12 protein-coding genes are annotated in these 20,542 nt (G+C 36.8%); 6 read left to right on the forward strand and 6 right to left on the reverse strand.

Annotation, left to right across the window (positions count from 1 at the left end; translation table 11 throughout):
- Positions 1 to 171: 171 nt before the first annotated feature.
- Positions 172 to 594 (forward strand): hypothetical protein, encoded by a 423-nt coding sequence (locus AC3ITD_RS20735; protein ID WP_489362600.1) that lies wholly within the window; start codon positions 172 to 174, stop codon positions 592 to 594.
- A gap of 100 nt (positions 595 to 694) precedes the next feature.
- On the opposite strand, the gene AC3ITD_RS20740 is transcribed toward AC3ITD_RS20735, so the two are convergent.
- The 5 genes from AC3ITD_RS20740 to gmd form a co-directional block, all read right to left on the reverse strand.
- Complete coding sequence (locus AC3ITD_RS20740; RefSeq protein ID WP_489362601.1) at positions 695 to 1,822, reverse strand: acyltransferase family protein; 1,128 nt, start codon at positions 1,820 to 1,822, stop codon at positions 695 to 697.
- A gap of 846 nt (positions 1,823 to 2,668) precedes the next feature.
- Positions 2,669 to 3,694, reverse strand: a complete 1,026-nt coding sequence (locus AC3ITD_RS20745; RefSeq protein WP_489362602.1) for an acyltransferase — start codon at positions 3,692 to 3,694, stop codon at positions 2,669 to 2,671.
- Positions 3,695 to 4,326: 632 nt separating this feature from the next.
- Positions 4,327 to 5,379 carry a mannose-1-phosphate guanylyltransferase gene (locus tag AC3ITD_RS20750; RefSeq protein WP_489362603.1) on the reverse strand — a complete coding sequence of 351 codons (1,053 nt, stop codon included), beginning with the start codon at positions 5,377 to 5,379 and terminating at the stop codon, positions 4,327 to 4,329.
- Positions 5,380 to 5,410: 31 nt separating this feature from the next.
- Positions 5,411 to 6,343 (reverse strand): GDP-L-fucose synthase, encoded by a 933-nt coding sequence (gene fcl, locus AC3ITD_RS20755; RefSeq protein WP_489362604.1) that lies wholly within the window; start codon positions 6,341 to 6,343, stop codon positions 5,411 to 5,413.
- Between the two features lie 5 nt (positions 6,344 to 6,348).
- Positions 6,349 to 7,461, reverse strand: coding sequence for a GDP-mannose 4,6-dehydratase (gene gmd, locus AC3ITD_RS20760; protein ID WP_489362605.1), 1,113 nt, complete (start codon positions 7,459 to 7,461; stop codon positions 6,349 to 6,351).
- A 288-nt stretch (positions 7,462 to 7,749) separates the two neighbouring features.
- Here gmd and AC3ITD_RS20765 point away from each other — a divergent pair, with 288 nt between their 5' ends.
- From AC3ITD_RS20765 to AC3ITD_RS20785, 5 genes are all read left to right on the forward strand, one after another.
- Positions 7,750 to 9,144 carry a UDP-glucose 6-dehydrogenase gene (locus AC3ITD_RS20765; RefSeq protein WP_489362606.1) on the forward strand — a complete coding sequence of 465 codons (1,395 nt, stop codon included), beginning with the start codon at positions 7,750 to 7,752 and terminating at the stop codon, positions 9,142 to 9,144.
- Between the two features lie 260 nt (positions 9,145 to 9,404).
- Positions 9,405 to 10,733, forward strand: coding sequence for an undecaprenyl-phosphate glucose phosphotransferase (locus tag AC3ITD_RS20770; RefSeq protein WP_489362607.1), 1,329 nt, complete (start codon positions 9,405 to 9,407; stop codon positions 10,731 to 10,733).
- Between the two features lie 601 nt (positions 10,734 to 11,334).
- Entirely contained in the window at positions 11,335 to 12,243 is a 909-nt protein-coding gene (locus AC3ITD_RS20775) for a nucleotidyltransferase family protein (protein WP_489362608.1), read from the forward strand.
- Positions 12,244 to 12,342: 99 nt separating this feature from the next.
- Positions 12,343 to 14,283, forward strand: a complete 1,941-nt coding sequence (locus AC3ITD_RS20780; protein ID WP_489362609.1) for a polysaccharide biosynthesis protein — start codon at positions 12,343 to 12,345, stop codon at positions 14,281 to 14,283.
- Between the two features lie 208 nt (positions 14,284 to 14,491).
- Entirely contained in the window at positions 14,492 to 15,895 is a 1,404-nt protein-coding gene (locus AC3ITD_RS20785; RefSeq protein ID WP_489362610.1) for a gliding motility protein RemB, read from the forward strand.
- A gap of 90 nt (positions 15,896 to 15,985) precedes the next feature.
- On the opposite strand, the gene AC3ITD_RS20790 is transcribed toward AC3ITD_RS20785, so the two are convergent.
- Entirely contained in the window at positions 15,986 to 20,308 is a 4,323-nt protein-coding gene (locus AC3ITD_RS20790) for a PAS domain S-box protein (RefSeq protein ID WP_489362611.1), read from the reverse strand.
- Positions 20,309 to 20,542: the final 234 nt, after the last annotated feature.

Genomic DNA, 20,542 nt, shown 5'->3' on the forward strand with positions numbered 1-20,542 from the left:
TAGTTCATCTTTTGGGGCAAAGCCCAAAAGATTAGAACACCTTTGTCTTTCACCACAAAATACAAGGGATTCATCAATGAACTATTATTTTAACAAACTTATGATCTATCATGAAGTTCACCAAATGGAAAGAGCAGGTTTTTCATTCAGAAGACTGCCGAGCACCTGGTTATGGACTGGCGTACCGCTAAACGTCTATTGCTTTTGAGTGAGGAAACTTATCTTCAAAAGCTAGAAGCGCCACTTGGAAGAAAATGTCCCCTTGATGCCTATGAGGAGTTCGTTCGGGAAAAGCTTATCCTTTATTCATCTACCTCTGCAGCCCAGATGCACGACTGGTTGAAGGAGCACGATGTTAATTTCCCACCTGTTAGCCCAAAGACCGCCTTCAATTTTGTGCGTTCTGTCAGAAACAAGTACAATATTCCAAAGACTGAACCGCAAAGAGATTATTCCTCTGCTGCGAACACTTGGAAATGTGGATTAAAGAGGCTAAAATTACTCAATATCAAAAACATAGATCGCTTTTGCAACGGAATTGATTCGCTAACTATTACTATTGAAAAACGACGTATCAAACGAAGTTATTTCTAGCAATCACTGCATAACGGACTGCACATAAAGCTGTGAGAGGACAGATAAGCAATTAATCCATTATCTTCCTACCAGATGTTCACTAAGTAAAATATAGACTCTATTCTGGGAGCTGTTGTCCCCTTCTTAAATTTAATTTTTCTATCAAAATCCTTCCTAGCGACACTGCATTAAGCTCTATGTATCTATAACTCAAATACGCTAAGGGAATTGTGATTGCAAGGCCAGTGATGCTAACAGTTAAAAAGTAGATCAAGGGATCTCGAGTGACACTCGGTGCATGGGTTTCGATCCAAAGTGTAATCTGTTTAAGAATAAGGAAGTGAATTAAATAACCAGAATAACTTATCTTCCCCATGAATATAGTAAATGTATTTATATATAATTTCCATGGATGAACGGATAGAAGTAGCGCAATCACCATAAAACAAAATGCATAAATATGATGTGGCTGTGGTAAAGAAATATGAACAGCCCTTATAACTATTAGAAGGACTGTCATTATTACTATTAGTAAAAAATTCGTTATTTTGTTAGAAACATAATCCTTATAGCTGCCATCTCGATAAATTTTAAAAAGAATAACACCAAATCCGAAACATGCAAGTTGACTTGGTATCCACCTGTAAGTAAATAATTCTATTGTTACCCTATCCATTTGAAGCAATGTATGGTCCAGCAAGAATTTCCTAAAATAAAAGTTCATAACTGGCAGTATCAAAAGTGAAATTATCATTAAGATAGCCAATCTTTTATTTGTATAAAAATATTTATATAGCAGAGGAACTAACAGATAGAACATGACTTCAACACTTATTGACCATCCACCTGGAACCACTGAGCTAGATGTCAATGGATGAAAAGTATTTATTAAGAAAATGTGAAAAGGGAAATGCCACAATTCAGGGCCATCAAGCCAACCTCTTGAATTTAGGCCATAAACGGAAGTATATAGTATTATACCGATCCAATAAATGGGTACAATTCTAAATAGTCTTCTAATGTAAAAGTTTCTATATTGATGCTCTGTGCCATCTGTTTTTGAAAGCGAATAAAATATAGTAAATGCACTAATAACGAAAAATAATTGAACTCCCATACCACCAATTTGTAAAAGGTATTTTCCGATTCCCTTTAGTGATGTTATGCTTTCTGCATGAGTAAGGATTACTCCCAATATAGCTATGCCACGTAACCCGTCGATATAGTTAAAGCGTTGTGTAGCCATAATTTTTTTTAAAGCTAATGAAAAACATTTATTCTACAAACGAATAATAAGCTAACAATGCACATTTCAGATGTATTGAATTTTCACTAACAGTAATGTACATAGTTAGCAACGGAGAATGCAGTATTTTTGTAATAAAGGATGTCAAAAATTGGCAAGAATAAATACATGGTTTACCTTTAGGTGCGTATCACCAAAAGGTTTGTCACACCTCTTTCTTTTAATAAACCTAACAAACAACGGATTCAAGAACTATTATTTAAACAAGCTTATGAGCTATCACAGGTTCACTAAATGGAGGAATAGGTTTTTCCGTTCGGTAACTATCGAGCGCCTGGCATGGACCTGCTTACATTTAACAGCTTGTTCGCAAAAACATGGGACTGTTCTATCTCTCTAGGAAGAGTGTCTTTGTTATCATAATATGTAGGAGCTCTCCATAGCCTACACATGCGGTTTTTATTTAGTTATGTGCTACCACTTCATAACGATTGTGGAAAGTATTTTCATTATATAACTAACAACGACAGTAATTCGAGGACGAGTCATAATGCTCAAATCTATCTCCACGCAATAATGCCAGGATCTGCTGCTTTGTACTGTTATCGATGGTTGGGCGACGAAAACGGAGCTTAATTATGGATGAACAATCAAGTGCATCGATTTTATCAGATATATTAGTCAGATAGTGCTTATAATTAAGATCCAATTGCCTGTTTCTAGAAGCTAGGTAACGGAGGCATAAAAAATCTAACACTAGATTTTCTACTCACTGCGGTTTATCCTCACTAACTAAGTTAGGATAACAATTGACTAATAAATTCCTGCCAGGAATAGTATAAATAACTAAAATCCTAACAACTTAGAAGCAGTGGAAGGAAAAATCTTACGAAAACATACTCCAGTAAAATGGCTGATAAACAGAACTAAAATAGTTATGATAACTTGAGAAGGAAAATTACCAAAGTTTTGAGAAGAGGTAACCATACCCCAAATCTTAAACACTATTATTATATACATCATATGGACGAAATATATTCCGAATGATAACTCCCCAATTTGTACTAATGGCCAATTAGATTTTAAACTTTTTCTAAATACAAACAATACTAAAATAATCGAAATCGAATATAAAAATGAAGATACTTTTACCGCAGATACAGAAGTTGCGACATTATTAAAGTTCTTGATTAATAAAAATGTTGTTAGAACCGAGGCCGTAAGTAGTGTAAGTGTTATAATAATCAGAATATTTTTTTTGATAGCTATGTTGTTTTTATAGATGTGCATTCCAAAAACAGGAAACATGATCCAGGTTGCAAAGTTTCCAGCATAAATAAATAGGGGAAGATGGACTCCTTTTATGTAAACCAAAAACTGGATAAATAGGCATGAAGCAAAACTAATTAGCATTGAGGATAGTACTCCCAATCGCGAATTTGACATTAGGCTTAAGATAGGTGATAAAAGATAGTACTGTATTATTAGGAGTATATAATAGAAAGGTCCAGATGCCTGGAAAGTTAAAAAGTTTTTGAGAATAGATATTGTGTCTTTTCCTTGAAGAATAGAGATAAGGCTATAAATAATACTCCAAATTATAAAAGGGATCAAAACCCTCGGAATCTGCTTTTTTAAAAAATTACAATAAGAAGGAAGATCAAAGACATGTTTGTTAGCCATGAAATATCCTGATATAAACAAGAATAAAGGGACAGCAAAATTGCAGATTTGTCTACCGATTATTCCAAGATCAGTACCTAAGTTATGATTTCTGTCCGAATAGCCGAGGCCGTTTACATGTATAAAGATAACGCAGATTATAGCTATCGCACGTAGTATGTCAAAAGTAAAATCTCGCTGCTTAGTCATATTAAATTTAAGTTTTTTGGGAATGCCGGATTGTTTAGCTTAGTGATTATAATAATTCTATAAAATCCAAAATACTTTGTTTAAAAGGATATATTATAAATTGAACTTGTTGTCTACTTATGGGAATTTATATTCAATTAAATTAGTGTCAGATAGAAAGCAAAGGCATAGCGCAAGCCATCTCATTTTTCATACCTTTTTAGTTACCACACCAAAAAGTGTTCTTAACGTATAACGTTTTCCATAGCCGGCTCACTCTATCCATTGAAACAATTGATCGGTTAACAATTTTGATTTTAGTAAAAGCCACAATTTAGACATTAACGCAAATCTGCAAGTTCAATGGAGAATTTAATGTGGATGTTTTGCTGCGTTTCAAGAACTAAATAGCACTTAAGTATAAAATTAACGAATTGAATATCAGCCTGCCACGATAAGCTATAATATTAGGTATAAACCATACTATGCCACATGTAAAGTGATTACCAATAAACTGGTTTTAAAATGTACTTCGGCGCCTTATAGCAAACACTCTACTAATCAGATAGGGAAATTTTACTTTCAATACCTAATTTTAACAGTTCAACTTATATAGATTCATTAGGACTGCAAACCCTTCTTAAACATTTAGATCACGTGAAATTATCTCCAAATAATTGTTCCATTTTTTTTACAACTCCCTTAATTTCTTGCTCCTCTGCCTTAGGGTAAATGAGTAAAGCATTTCCGTCATCAACAACTATAAAGTTATCCAACCCTCTAATTACTGCTAATTTGTAGTTGCTTATATGAATAATACTATTAGTAGTACCGCTTACATTTATCTGCTTCGCTGCTATTACATTCTGCTCTTTATCTTTAGGTGCAGATTCATATAATGAAGCCCAAGTCCCTAAATCAGACCAGCCAAATTCTGCAGGAATGGTATACACATTTTCAGCTTGTTCCATAATCGCATAGTCTATAGAAATATTCGGAGAATTCGGGTAATTGACCTCAATGAATTTATCCTCCACAGGTGTGTTATAATCTCCTTCTCCTTTCTTAAATAGTAAATAGATTTCTTCTGAATATTTCTCTAACGCACTTAAAATGGAGCTTACTTTCCAGATAAAAATACCTGCATTCCATACGTAATTACCTTCCTTTATAAATTTTTGAGCATTTTCAAGATTTGGTTTTTCCTTGAATTGGATAACCTTATGTACTCCATCCTGGCTAGCAGTTTCATACTTAATATAACCATAGCCTGTATCAGGCCTAATTGGAGTAATTCCTAATGTCACCAATGCTTGATTTTGCTCGGTATATTTAAGGGCTTGTTCTATTTTATTAATAAAAATATCCTCATATAAGATAAAATGATCAGAGGGAGCCACAACGATGTTTGCATTCGGATTTAGTGCATTCAATTTAAACGAGGCGTATGCTATACATGGAGCAGTATTATTTCGGCTTGGCTCACATATCAACTGCTTTGAGCTGATATTTTCAATTTGTTGGAGGATGATCTCTTCATATTGGCTGTTCGTTACAATAAAAATATTATCTTTCGGACATAGCTTCAAAAAGCGTTCGTAAGTTAATTGTAATAGGGATTTACCAATACCTAAGATATCCAAAAACTGTTTAGGAAAATGGTTTCGGCTTTTTGGCCAGAAACGGCTGCCTACGCCTCCGGCCATTATCAATACATAATTGTTCGAATTCATGAAACTAGTTCCAGTTTAGATCTTTTACTTCATTATACACTTTGATAATTCCTTCCTCTAAAGAAGTCTTTGCTTTCCAGCCTTGAGCATTGAGTTTGCCAACATCCATTAATTTTCTAGGAGTGCCATCGGGTTTAGAGGAATCGGTAACTATCTCTCCTTCAAAACCAACTATCTTAACTACCAATCGCGCTAATTCTAAGATAGAAACATCTTCCCCAACGCCTATGTTAACTAAGCCTGGTTCATTATAGCTTTCCATCAAATAAAAGCAGGCCTCTGCCAAATCATCCACATACAGAAATTCTCTTTTTGGAGTTCCGGTTCCCCAAATAGTAACAGTATCTTCGTTGTTGTTCTTCGCAGTAATTACTTTTCTAATCAGTGCCGGTAAAACATGAGAATTATTTAGATCGTAATTGTCGTTTGGGCCATATAAATTAGTGGGCATTACCGAAATGTAATTACAACCATACTGAGAACGATATGCATCACACAATTTAATTCCTGCAATCTTTGCGATGGCATAGGGCTCATTAGTAGGTTCCAGTTCACCAGTCAGCAAGTACTCTTCCTTAAGTGGCTGAGGAGCCAGCTTAGGGTAAATACATGACGACCCCAAGAACATTAATTTGGAAACATTGTGTAAGTAAGCAGAGTGAATCACATTGTTCTGAATCATCAAGTTTTCATAAAGAAAATCTGCTCGGTAAATGTTGTTGGCTAAAATACCACCAACCTTGGCAGCGGCTAGAAAAACGTAATTCGGTTTCTCCAATTCAAAAAACGACTGCACTGCTTGTTGGTCTCTTAAATCTAATTCTTTCGAGGAACGCGTGATGATGTTAGTAAAACCTTCGGCTTTTAATTTCCTAACGATCGCAGAGCCAACCATTCCGTTGTGCCCCGCGACGTAAATTTTTGCTGATTGCTCCATGGTTCTTATTCGAATTGATTTTTAACTGAATAACCTGCTTCTTTCAACATTTTTTCCTTTTGAAAGTGTTGAACATCTGCATTCATCATGTCATTAACCAATCCTGCTAGATCATATTTCGGCGTCCAATTTAGTTTCTCTTTGCACTTTGTTGGATCACCAATCAATAATTCCACTTCTGTAGGACGGAAATAACGGGCATCTACCGCTACAACTTCTTTTCCAACTTCAACTTGAAATTCTTGTTTACTGCAAGAAACCACGTAACCTTTTTCTTCTACACCTTCGCCTTTAAATTCTACCTCTATGCCAACCTCAGTAAAGGCCATTTTAATGAAATCCCGTACTGTTGTAGTCACGCCCGTTGCAATAACAAAGTCTTCAGGCTTTTCTTGTTGCAAGATTAACCACATAGCTTCTACGTAGTCTTTCGCGTGTCCCCAGTCTCTGCGAGCATCTAGGTTTCCTAAATACAATTTATCTTGCATACCAAGTGCTATTTTTGCAGTTCCTCTGGTAATTTTGCGGGTAACAAATGTCTCGCCCCTTAATGGGCTCTCATGGTTGAATAAAATACCATTGCACGCATAGATTCCATAAGCCTCTCTATAATTTACTGTAATCCAGTAAGCATACATTTTCGCCACCGCATATGGAGAACGGGGATAAAACGGAGTAGTTTCAGATTGTGGTACTGCTTGAACCAACCCGTAAAGTTCAGAAGTTGAGGCCTGATAAACTTTTGTTTTTTCAACCAAACCTAGGATACGTATAGCTTCCAAGATCCTTAGTGTTCCAATTCCATCAGCATTTGCAGTATATTCTGGCGTTTCAAAACTAACCTGCACATGGCTCATAGCGCCTAGATTATAGATTTCATCTGGTTGAACCTGTTGTATAATACGAATAAGATTCGTCGAATCACTCAAGTCGCCATAATGCAATACAAAGCGGACATTACTTTCGTGAGGGTCTTGATACAGGTGATCAATTCGATCGGTGTTGAATAGAGAACTACGTCTTTTGATACCGTGAACTTCATACCCTTTTTTAAGTAATAGATCTGCTAAATAGGATCCGTCCTGGCCAGTAATTCCTGTAATAAGCGCTTTTTTCATTTATTTAAATTTTTTTTTAGAATTTTCAGAAGATTAACAAAAATTTAATATAGATTTTATCTTATAAGTATAATAAACAGAGTTTAAATGAAAATCCAATCATTGTTTGTTTGCTTAGAGCCATATTTAATGGATTAACGCTGTAAATATATTCATTTCATTTGAAAATCTTAATCTAGACCAACTGTTGAGTTGCTTTTTTGCAAAAAAATATTTAACCTTTAAAAAAAGAAATTACCTTTACGACAATATTTAATAAATTACCACTCTAATCTAATTACGTATTAAATGAAGAAAATTACAAGCATTTGCTGCATAGGGGCAGGATATGTTGGAGGTCCTACAATGGCAGTTGTAGCTAAACAGTGTCCAGATATCAAAGTAACTATTGTTGATTTGAATGAGGCAAGAATAGCAGCCTGGAATGATGAGGATGTAAACAACATTCCCGTTTATGAACCTGGATTGAGTGAGGTGGTTGCCGAGGCAAGAGGAAGAAATTTATTCTTTTCCACGGACGTGGATAAAGCAATCGCCGAGGCAGAGATGGTTTTCATCTCTGTAAATACGCCCACTAAAACATACGGATCAGGTAAAGGGATGGGTGCTGATTTGAAGTGGATCGAGTTATGTGCAAGACAAATAGCGAGGGTGTCTACCTCGGATAAAATAATTGTGGAAAAATCAACGCTACCAGTTCGGACTGCTGAGGCTGTCCGTGATATTCTTCATAATACCGGAAGTGGCGTAAAATTTCAAGTATTGTCAAATCCGGAGTTTTTAGCAGAGGGTACGGCTGTTGAAGATCTTTTATCTCCTGATAGAGTGCTTATTGGGGGCGATGATACTGAAGAGGGTCAGCAAGCAATTCAATCACTTGTAGATATTTATGCTAATTGGATTCCTAGAGAGCGGATCTTAACGACTAATGTATGGTCTTCTGAACTTTCAAAATTGGTTGCCAATGCTTTTCTAGCGCAGCGTATTTCTTCCGTAAATGCGATCTCAGAACTTTGTGAGAAGACTGAAGCAAATATTAACGAAGTATCCAGAGCTATTGGAACAGATAGCCGAATAGGTCCTAAGTTCCTAAAAGCATCTGTAGGGTTTGGTGGTTCGTGTTTTCAAAAAGACATCTTAAATTTGGTTTATATTTCCCGCTCCTTTGGATTGCAGGAAGTTGCGGATTATTGGGAGCAGGTTATTATAATGAATAATCACCAAAGAAAGAGATTTGCACTAAACATCGTTAGGAACCTTTATAATACTGTTTCAGGAAAAAAAATTGCATTCTTGGGATGGGCATTCAAGAAAGACACTAATGATACCAGGGAATCAGCTGCAATCTATGTTGCAGATGAGCTGTTAAACGAGCAAGCATTTATTCAGGTTTACGATCCTAAAGTACAAGAAGAACAAATTTATCACGATTTGCAGTACTTGGACACCAGAAGTGCTGACGAAAATAAAAGTGGTATAAAAGTTTTTATTGATCCATATGAGGCTTGTAAGGGCGCGCATGCTATCGCTGTTTTGACAGAGTGGGATGAGTTTAGAGAGTATGACTGGAAGCGTATATATGATGGGATGTTGAAACCTGCAAAAATATTTGATGGTAGAAATCTTTTGGATCACAATTCACTCAAAGCTATAGGATTTCAGGTTGCTGGAATTGGTGTCTAGCTTACTTTCATTTTAAGAGGAGTGGGCAATCGAATAATCGTTAGCTCACTCCTTTCATAGAATAGATAGAGTTAATAGAATAGGTATTATACAAGATCTGAAAATCGCGTAATATTACCTAAATGTTAATCTTACTACTTTTGGCTCTATTTATTGGCTTTTTTGTATATTTGTCTTGTCTACTCTGTATTTAAATTATGACGTCTCCGACTCGCTATCTATATCTGCTTAAGTATATTCTGCCTGTAACGGATCTCATTATGCTAAATGTAGTATATTTTGCTGCATTCCAACTTACACCTGTTTTCGGGAAGGAAGTTCATAACGAGATGGATAGGCATCATGTAGTAGTATATAATCTTATATGGCTATTTGCCTCTGCTATTTTTGGCTTATATTCATCTTATGGTGCTAGGAAATTAGAGCGGATATATAGAGGCACTTATCGAACGCTTTCTGTACATTTTGTATTGTATCTTTCCTATCTGTTGTTCTCTGCAGAGCATGGTTTCTCAAGAGCCTTTTTAATTGTCTTTTATGTCTTACTGGTCATATCTTTTATTGTAAATAGGTTTGTTGGAACGTACATACAATATGTAGTTTTAAATAAGTTTAAAGCAGCAAAAAAAGTAGCGATTTTAGGTTCTAATGGAACCGCCATTAGGTTGGCAGAATATATAGCCAAACATAGGAGCCTTGATTTTATCGGCTTTGTTGGAAATGATGATGACATCTACGACTCTATAAATGGTGATGATGGAATTTCAGCTAAGCTTGAGTTGGCCGTTGAAGCAGGAGTCAAGGAGATATACGTCGCGATAGCGCCAAATCGTATGAATGATGTTAGCAGACTGGTTTCTGTGGCGGATCAACAATGCGTTAGGCTTAAATTTGTGCCTGATATAGGCGGCGCTCTAGCTGCACCTTATACAATTTCTTATGTTGGTGGCGAGTTTCCTATGATCACGCTCAGAAACGAGCCGTTAGAGGTGATGGGTAACAGATTTAAAAAAAGGGCTTTCGACGTAATATTTAGTTTCTTTGTAATTGTTTTTGTGATGAGCTGGCTTTACCCGATTATTGCAATTTTGATTAAAATCCAAAGCCCTGGTCCAGTATTATTCAAACAGTTAAGAAGTGGTCGTAATGATGAGCCGTTTTGGTGCTGGAAGTTCAGGAGTATGAAGATCAACAAGGACAGCGATAGCAAGCAAGCAACGAAAGATGATGATCGAATTACGAAAATCGGACATTTCCTAAGAAGGACTAGTCTAGACGAAATGCCTCAATTTTTTAATGTCTTCTTTGGATCTATGAGTGTTGTTGGTCCTAGGCCGCACATGTTGAAGCATACAGAAGAATACAAACAAATTATTAGTCAGTTTATGGTTCGGCATTTCTTAAAACCTGGTATCACCGGATGGGCCCAAGTTAACGGCTTTAGAGGGGAAACCAAGCAGGATGATGCGATGGAAAATAGAGTCAAATTTGATATTTTTTATCTGGAAAACTGGACCTCCATGCTCGATGTCAAAATTATTTTCATGACGGTAATAAATGTATTTCGTGGAGAAGATAATGCCTATTGATATTGGTCTTGATTTTAAAAGCTGTCCTTTTAGATTACTTAAATATTTATTGTGGATAATCTTTTAAAAATTGTTATCGGCTTATGAGGTCTTTAATTTAGTAAAAAAACTAGGCTGATATTTATTAATAATGCCATTAAGATTCACCTATAAAGCTGTATATCTTTTTTTTGCACCTGTAGCAAATGAAATGTTTAATTGGTAGCCATGGTAGCAATGATTTCAAAATCTTACTTCTGGGTATACGCTCCATAGGAGAATTGCACTTGGAACATTTCTTTTTCTCAGCTAGTGTCGATGAAGGATTCATAATGATCAGAATTTAAGGTGTTTCTTGGCTAATGTTCGTGAGTAAAGATACCTTTTTTGCGGTAAAATGAGTATTTTAACGATTGTTTATTAGAAAAAAGAGCTGAATTTAAAATAAACCAGGATAATTATTAAGGTGTGGGCTAGGTTTGTGTGTAAATTGTTAATTTTTCATTAATTATTTGTTAAGTGGAACAATATGTAGCAAATAAATCTGAAATTTAGTCGTTAATTTTGAATTAAAATCAATTAATCATTCTCTGTATAATTAATATACGCTTATAATCAACTTATGAATAACTTAAAACCAACTTTAGTAATTTTAGCTGCGGGTATGGCCAGCAGATATGGCGGGTCCAAGCAAACAGAATCTTTTGGGCCATCTGGGGAGACCATTATGGAATATTCCATTTATGATGCGATAAAATCTGGCTTTGATAAAGTGATTTTTATCATCCGGGAAGAATTTTCAACATCTTTCAAGGCTGCTATTGAGCCAAAGTTAGCGGGTAGAATTAAGCTAGAGTACGTCTATCAGAGTCTGGATAAATTTCGGGGTGGTAGGGCTTTGCCTGAAGGTAGGGTTAAGCCATATGGTACCCAGCATGCGCTTTTGTGTTGCAAGGATGTTCTTGATGCGCCATTCGCTGTAATAAATGCTGATGATTTTTATGGACTGGATGCTTTCGAAAAGGCATACGCCTTTTTAACGCAGTCCGTAGACAACGGAAAATATGCATGTTTGGGTTATCAATTAAAAAATACGCTGAGTGATCATGGTGCCGTAACCCGTGGAGAAATAAATGTTAACGAAGAAAATTTCATTACAGCCATCACAGAAAGAAAAGAAATCTACAAAAAAGCGAATCTAGCTATCAGGGTAGACGGTGATGAGGAGATTGAAATGGATTTACAAACGCCCGTGAGTATGAATTTCTTCTGTTTTACTCCTGAGTTTGTTGATTGGAGCGAGCAGAGATACTATGATTTTCTTGATAGGCATGATGGAGACATAAAATCCGAATTTCTTATACCAGAAGTTGTCGATGCCCTTATTAATACCGGTGCTGGAGTTGTGAGTTTGGTCAAGACAGAAGCCCAATGGTTCGGGGTCACTTTTAAAGAAGACGCGGATATCGTAAAGAGTCAGCTTGCCGAATTGACATCGAAAGAAGTTTATCCGAAAAATCTTTGGAAGTAGAAAATTATCCGTAAAGACCTCAATTTAAATTGAGGTCTTTTAATATTTGGCCGGATAATTGACATCCATCACTAAAGTTACAAACTTAGCCTATTAAAATTGTTTACTCAAATCAATATCGTTCCACGCTGGGTCATTTTTTGCCTCGATCTTATTTGCTGCTCTGTTGCGTTAGTTTTTTCTTACATTTTAAAATTCAATCTTAACCTTACTGTCGTAAATATTCCTGAACTCTCCAGAAATCTACTGTTAATGCTCGTTGTTTGTAGCATTGTCTTTGGAATTATGAAAAGTTATTCAGGCATTATCAGATATACCAGTGCGCAAGATTCATTTCGAATCCTGGGCTCTGTGGTGATTTACACTGCTATTTACTTTTTGATCAATCTGGTTTCAATCAGTTTTTTCACAAGACCGATTATTCCCAATACGATATTGGTAACTGCTGGCTTATTTAGTTTCCTTTTTCTGATAACTTATCGTATCTGTATCAAGTACTTTTTTTTATATATCAAAAACCTTAAGCTCGATAAAAAGAAAGTAATTATATATGGAGCTGGGGAGGCCGGTTTAGCGACTAAAAGGACATTTGATCACGATGATAAAGTAAATAAATATATTGTCGCATTCGTGGATGATGATCAGCGAAAGGTAGGAAAAGCCATAGATGGAGTAGGCATTATCGATGCTAGGTTTCTATCCGATCTTATAGCCAAGCACGAAATAGATGAAATCATCTTTGCATCCTACACGATACCGTCCGAAAAAAGAGACGCTATTGTAGATCTGTGTCTAGAACACGATATAAAAATATTGAACATTCCTCCTGCGGATGTATGGACCAATGGTAAATTACAGCCTGCACAGATACAAAAGCTTAATATCGAAGACCTGCTGAATCGCAAACCAATCAACATTGATATCGATGGAATCGGCAAAATGCTCAATAAAAAAAGAATCCTCATCACCGGAGCTGCAGGATCAATAGGTAGCGAAATTGTTAGGCAACTTTCAAAATTTGATGTGGGTTTAATTATTCTGTGCGATCAATCAGAAACTGCGCTTCATGATCTTTACCTAGAGCTCGATGAGAATGATCGGACAAAAAATTACCAAGCTTTCGTTGGTGATGTTAGAGATGAACAGCGAATGGATAAATTGTTCAATAGCTATAGGCCGGACTATGTCTATCATGCCGCCGCCTATAAGCATGTACCATTAATGGAAGACAACCCGGCAGAGGCTATAAAAGCGAATGTACTAGGTACAAAAATAATAGCAGACAAGGCTGTGAAATATGGTGTACAGAAATTTGTGATGATTTCAACTGATAAGGCCGTAAATCCAACTAATATTATGGGGGCCTCGAAGAGAATCGCTGAGATTTACGTTCAGTCTTTAAATAATTCACTGGCAAAAAAAGACTTTATCTTTAGTAACGGTTTAAGTTATATTAACCGCCTTGATAACAGACCCGGTACGAAGTTTATAACAACTAGATTTGGTAATGTATTGGGTTCAAATGGCTCAGTTATACCACGTTTCAAGCAACAAATAGAAAAAGGCGGCCCGGTAACTGTCACCCATCCGGATATCACAAGATATTTTATGACTATACCCGAGGCTTGCCGTCTGGTATTGGAAGCTGGTTGCATGGGTAATGGTGGTGAGATATTTATTTTCGATATGGGTAAATCGGTAAGGATTGTCGATCTAGCAAAAAAAATGATCAAACTTGCTGGCCTTGAGCCTAATGTTGATATTAAAGTGGAGTTCTCTGGATTACGGCCTGGGGAGAAGCTCTATGAGGAATTGCTAAACGACAATGAAAATACGATGCCTACTCACCATGAGAAGATCATGATAGGAAAAGTGAGGGAGTATGTATTTGATCAGGTGATGGAAAACATTTCCGAATTAATCAGTTCAGCAAAGAAAGATGATGATATACAGGTAGTAAAAAATATGAAATCGATGGTTCCAGAATTCAAGAGTATGAATTCTGTCTTTGAAGATCTGGATCATCTGATCAATAAATAGTATGCGAAAATTTCTTTTTGGGGTTTTACTTACCCTTTCCATCACACGTTCGTATGGTCAATCCACACCAAATGTGAATATACCATATGATTACCAATTCTATCAAAAATTTAATAGACAGATTTACGATCAGCAAGCCAAATTTCACTCTGCCATTAAGAGTGTTTATGCTGATGATTCGAAGTTAAGCTCAACATACGACTCCCTCATGAAGATAGGCGTTGATACGCTAAATAGAGGCAGTTGGGTTCACAGAAAATTATTTAATGAACATTTGCTTGAATTTAAGGGGGATGATTATCGTATTTATGCTGATTTTCTACCTGATTTTCAAATCGGAAGAGACCTATATGACGGTAGAAGCACATGGTTAAACACTAGGGGGTTCCAGGTTGGGGGAAATGTCGGCAGGCAATTTTCTTTTTATCTGAATGGCTTTGAAAATCAGGCTAAATTTGCAAATTACGTCAATCAATTTGTAAAAGAGAATCAAGTTGTGCCGGGGCAGGGGTCAGGTAAACTTGGTGATGATACACAAGATTGGTCTTATGTGACAGCACTTTTGTCATTTACCCCAAATAAGTATCTTAATTTCGCGCTGGGATATGATAAAAACTTTATAGGTGACGGATATCGATCTATGCTACTATCCGATGTCTCTTCTAATTATTCGTTTTTTCGTCTAAGGGCAACCTTAGGCGCTGTGCAATACCAAACCATTTTTGCATATATGCTTGATCCGGGTGCGCCAAAACTTGCCACAGGAAGAAGGCTAGGTGATAGAGGTAAATGGATGGCAGCTCATTACTTAGACTGGAATGTGTCAAACAAAGTTTCCGTTGGATTCTTTCAAGCAGTGACCTGGGCTGATGCGGAAGTAGAAGGTAAAAGAGGATTTGATTTCAATTATATCCATCCGTTTATCTTCTTAAGGCCTGTGGAGAGCACCAACACCACCTCTCCAGATAAAATGCGGATTGGTTTGAACGTAAAGTATGAAGTTCTCAAAAAAACCGCATTATATGGCCAATTTATGTTTGATGAATTCACGGCAAAAGAATTTTTTGCTGGCAATGGATATTGGGCAAATAAATTCGCAGTACAAATTGGGCTTCGAGGTTCAGATTTATTGAATATCTCAGGTTTAAATTATCTGGCGGAGTTTAATTCCGCACGTCCCTATACTTATGCTCATTTTGATCGTGTATCTAATTACTCAAACTACAATCAGCCATTAGCCCACCCTTATGGCGCAAACTTCAGGGAGTTTCTCGGGATGATGAATTACAGTTATAAACGTTTTGATTTTCAGGGACAAGCGATATATTCCAGGTATGGTTTAGATGCTGTGGGCAGCAATTATGGTAAGGATATTTTCAAAAGTTATGAGAGCCGCTCACTTGACTACGGTAGCCATGTTGGACAGGGTATTAAGACGAATCTATATTATACTCGTCTTCAGGTAGCTTATTTGATAAACCCAAAGTATAATCTAAGGCTTGAGGTAGCCGGAGCTTTACGACGCGAGAGTAATGATTTAGGGATTAATAACTCTCACCTGATTACCTTTGGGCTTAGAAGCAGTTTTAGAAATATCTACCACGACTTCTAAGTATTACATGTCAATACATTCTAGTGTTTTTAAAGGGTGGAGCTTTCTAGAGTTTGCTTTTATTTTATGGTCGTTATTTTGCGGTATCCATTAAACATCATATCTCGATTTTAGAATTGGGATTATAGTTTTTATTCCGACTTTTAAATTAACCAAAAGCTCGCTATGATCAATCAAATCTTCGGAGTGTATCTTTTGTAGCCTGTTTGTAATTTCAGCAATGTTTACCAACCCTGCAGAGATGGACATTCCATAAAGTTTATGCGCAAAAGCATTCACTTTTTCCGGATCATTTTGCCAGCCATTTTCTTCGAGCTGGGCAAGTGCCTGTTCTAATTGCTTAATAGTGATTAAAATAATCTTCTTAAGCTTACTCTCATCTTTATCTAAATAGAAGTCTAGTTTCGACTTATCAAAATGTATTACTTCTTCAGCTGTAGGGCTTTTTGAAGCTTTGGGTAGCCATTTCTTCAGAATATCATCAATATTTTCCTCAAGCACGGGTTTTGTGATGAAGTCATCCATACCCGCTTCGATGCTTTTTTCCTTCTCCCGCATGATGTTTGCAGCAGTAAGCGCAATTATAGGGGTGCGATAGTCGTTTTCGAGTAGTCTGATTTGTTTTGCGCATTCATATCCGTTCATTTCAGGCATTTGAATATCCATGAACACAAAATCAGGAACTTCTTTTTTAAAAACCTCTAGACCCATGATTCCGTTTTCCGCCTCTAAAATTTTTGAATTTGGATGAATTTTTTCAATTAATGCTCTTGCCAGGAATCTATTCACCTCATTATCTTCAACAATTAAAAACGTGTAATTGTGATTTAGCGTTGTGACTTCTTCAGAATTGATGGTAGTTTGAATGGTATTGTCTGGAGAAACCTCGTTCAGTTTAGCTAGCGCTTGATACAGATCGTCAATTTTAATCGGTTTACTGAGCCTGCTTTGAATGCCCAGATCTCTGCAGGCTGCGATTAATGTTCCATCATCAGATGAGCTGTGAAGAAGAATTATGGGCGACTTTTGATTGGGATCTGAAAAACTTTGCCTGATTTTAGCAACGGTTTCTAAACCGTCCATAAACGGCATGTGATAATCCATCAAGATAACATCATACTCATTGCCTTCAGCCAAAAACTGTAGGGCCTGAAAACCTCCTTTAGCTTCTGTGACATTGATATTTTTTAGCAGGAGCATATCTTTTAAGATAATCCTGTTATTGTCATTGTCATCCACAATCAATACATTGTTGATCGATTCGATCCCCATATACTCTATCGCAGGGCCGGCTTCAGATTTTAACGAAATGTCAAAGAAGAAGGTACTACCAACGCCAGGTTCACTTATCAGCTCAAGACGACTGTCCATCATGTTAAGTAACTTATTAGATATCGTTAATCCAAGTCCTGTTCCGCCATATTTTTTAGTTGTAGATGAATCCTCCTGCGCAAATGCGCTAAAGATTTTGTCTTGTTTGCTCAATGGGATTCCGATGCCGGTATCTCTTACACTAAAACGAAATCTATCTTGCTCATCACCTTTGGTAAGTAATTCTATCTTAAGTTCTATTTCTCCAGAATGAGTGAATTTAGAAGCATTGCCTAAGAGATTGATAAGTACCTGTTTTAAACGCAATCCATCCGCGAATATAAAACGGGGCAATTCGGTGTGAAGGTTTAATAGCATCTCCAGGTTTCTGGATTGGATTTGATAAGTGGTGATATCAGTTGCCTGTGAGGCGATTTCAAATAAATCACATTTTTCTACATCAAGTTCAAATTTTCCAGCCTCGATTTTGGAGAAATCCAGAATGTCATTTATAATGGTGAGCAATGTATTTGCGGATTGGTTTACAATAAATAAATATTGTTTTTGGATGTCTGTCAATTCCGTTTTTAAAACCAGATCAGTGAAACCGATTACACCATTCAAGGGCGTCCTGATTTCATGGCTCATGTTGGCAAGGAAGTCTGACTTTGCAGCATTAGCATAATCCGCACGCAGCTTGGCTACAGTTAATTCCTCCCTGTGTTTAACAGCCTGAGAGATATCCTGAGTGACAATCATCATTCCTCCTATAGCGCCTTCTAAGTCATGCCAAGGACGCATCTCCCATGAAATGTGATGGGGCACCTTGGTAATGGGATCGACGAAAATATCCTCGTCTTTTTTAATCACATCACCTTTTAAGACTTTCTGATGATTTTCAATTCTGCCTTTATCAAGATTCGGGAACACTTCATAATAGGAGAGTCCATCAACATTGTCCAAGGTTTTGATATATGTATTCATCCATCTCTGACTTGCGGCTAAGAAGTGCATGTTAGCATCCAACATAGCTACAGAGGCAGGTGCGTTATTAATGAATGCAAGTAATGTAGCTTTCTCAATCGCCAAAGCTTTTTCGGCCATTTCCTTTTCAGTAATATCCGTAGCCACACCAAGATGGCCAATTATATGGCCATCAGTATCTTTGATAGAGGTAATTGATAACGAAACCCTTAACCGAACCCCTTCTTTTGTAATGTATGTAAAAGGCCTTTCCTTCTCTTCTGTATCAGCGCAAATTTGAAACAAGCGAAATTTATCATTTCTATTGCCGTTTTCTTCCAAAACATCATCACATATGGCTAGGATTTCCGACTTATCGTGTATAATTTCCGGACTTTTCAAGCCAACCATTTCAGCAGCAGTGTAACCCAGTAAGTTTTCAGCTCCTGTGTTAAACAAAGTGATAATGCCATCATTATCAGTAGCGATGATACTCACCTGAGAGGATGCAGACAATACATCATCTAAAAGTTTTTTAGATTCAATTAGCTCTAGCTGAGCACGCTTTTGCTCATCTATATTCTGAAGGGTTCCATAGATTCTGGTGTTTCCAAGTTCAGATATTTCTCGGTTTCCTTTTGCCCTTACCCAAAGTTCTTCCCCAAAACTATTGATAATTTCCAGTTCATGATCCCACTCTATACCTTCTTCGATACATTTCCTCACAGCACTACTGACCTTGTCCCTACTTTCACCTTCCTTGTAAAAGTCCATCGCAGTGGAGAGTTGCGGAACATAATCCGGGCTTAAACCATGGATTTCCTTAGTGACATTTGTCCATATCAATTCTTGTTCATTAATCTTGTACTCCCATCCGCCTATCTTGGCAAGTCTACTCGTCTCCTCAAGTAAATTTCTGGTATGCGTGAGGTCAGTTTCTAATTTCTTTTGGTCTGTGATGTCCACCGCGTTGCCGATTACATAAAATTCATTACTCTCATCTTCTTGCAGGACATTTGAATAGAGCCAGATTCTTTGTTCACCAGATTTTTTTCTGACAATCATTAGTCCCTTGGAATGACCTTGTTCAAACACTTCCTTCAGATAAAGATCAAGGTTGTTATGACGTTCCTCTGGGATAATATCCCGAAGATTTTTCCCTTTTAGCTCGGCAATATCGTAGCCAAGAATTCTCGCCCCAGACGTATTAAGTGATAGTAAATCGCCATTTAAATTGTGGATACACATCAATCCCTGCGAATTTTCAAAGAATACCTTGAACTTTTGCTCGCTGAGGGTTAGTAAGCGGTTTTTTTCTGATTCATCTGTGATATCCCTTCCTATAGCGAAAAGATTCTTTTTATTTTTGTCGGCAGTTGTCGACCATTGAATGGATCTATATTTTCCGCTTGCAGTAAGTATTCGGAAACTGATAACATCAAATTCCTTTCCATACAAAAAATTATCCCAATACGATTTCGCAGACTCAATATCTTCAGGGTGTACCAGATCAAAATAAGACTTTGTCTTCAGTGTTATTTCATTCCAACCCAATCGTTTGATAAATCCAGGATTAGCCTTTTTAAATCTTCCATCGCTTCCCAAAATACAGATCAGGTCATCTGTTTCTTCAAATAGTGTGCTGAAGTTTTTATACTCCTCCCTTTTCTTTCTTTCCATGATGAGTTCCATTGCTTCCTCAGCCAACAGCGCCAATGCATGGCGTTGTTGAGAACCAAGCTGTTTCGGAGATGTATCGGCCACGCATATGGACCCAAGAGTAAAACCTTGCGGATCGATGATGGGATAACCCGCATAAAAGCGTACTTTCAACCCGTCAGTAACATCCGGATGAGTTTTAAAACGTTCATCCTTGGAAAGATCCTCTACAATAAATAAATCCGTTCCTAAAACAGTATGTTCACAGATAGCTGCTCCGCGTGGAAGTTCCTCAATGACCAGTCCATTAGCGGATTTATACCACAACCGATTGGTCTCTACAAATGAGATAAGAGAGATTTCGCAACCACAAATAATTGATGCAATTTCTGTTATCCGGTCAAAATCGCGTTCAGGACTGGTATTGATAATCTCATAATCATATAACGCTGCTAATCTTTCCTCTTCTCTTTGTTGCATATTTATTGGTTGTATGGTTTTTGTACAGGCTTAACTTCGTAATAAGTAAGAAGTCATAAGAACTCTAAGCCTCTCGAATCGGATTAATTAGTATAGATATATAAGAATGAATCGCGACTTATCGCAACAATAACTCTTTGTTATAAATATAAAGAAACTTACGAAAAATTTTAATTTCTACAGGAAAATTTTGAACTATAATTGCGTTTTGCAATGATGAAGAACTATAGTGGT

This window comes from Pedobacter sp. KH_004, assembly GCF_057840755.1.

Coding starts and splice junctions, on each gene's coding strand:
- AC3ITD_RS20735 (WP_489362600.1), top strand. CDS start 172: ATGGACTGGCGTACCGCTAAACGTCTATTGCTTTTGAGTGAGGAAACT.
- AC3ITD_RS20740 (WP_489362601.1), bottom strand. CDS start 1,822: ATGGCTACACAACGCTTTAACTATATCGACGGGTTACGTGGCATAGCT.
- AC3ITD_RS20745 (WP_489362602.1), bottom strand. CDS start 3,694: ATGACTAAGCAGCGAGATTTTACTTTTGACATACTACGTGCGATAGCT.
- AC3ITD_RS20750 (WP_489362603.1), bottom strand. CDS start 5,379: ATGGCCGGAGGCGTAGGCAGCCGTTTCTGGCCAAAAAGCCGAAACCAT.
- fcl (WP_489362604.1), bottom strand. CDS start 6,343: ATGGAGCAATCAGCAAAAATTTACGTCGCGGGGCACAACGGAATGGTT.
- gmd (WP_489362605.1), bottom strand. CDS start 7,461: ATGAAAAAAGCGCTTATTACAGGAATTACTGGCCAGGACGGATCCTAT.
- AC3ITD_RS20765 (WP_489362606.1), top strand. CDS start 7,750: ATGAAGAAAATTACAAGCATTTGCTGCATAGGGGCAGGATATGTTGGA.
- AC3ITD_RS20770 (WP_489362607.1), top strand. CDS start 9,405: ATGCTAAATGTAGTATATTTTGCTGCATTCCAACTTACACCTGTTTTC.
- AC3ITD_RS20775 (WP_489362608.1), top strand. CDS start 11,335: ATGAATAACTTAAAACCAACTTTAGTAATTTTAGCTGCGGGTATGGCC.
- AC3ITD_RS20785 (WP_489362610.1), top strand. CDS start 14,492: ATGAAGATAGGCGTTGATACGCTAAATAGAGGCAGTTGGGTTCACAGA.
- AC3ITD_RS20790 (WP_489362611.1), bottom strand. CDS start 20,308: ATGCAACAAAGAGAAGAGGAAAGATTAGCAGCGTTATATGATTATGAG.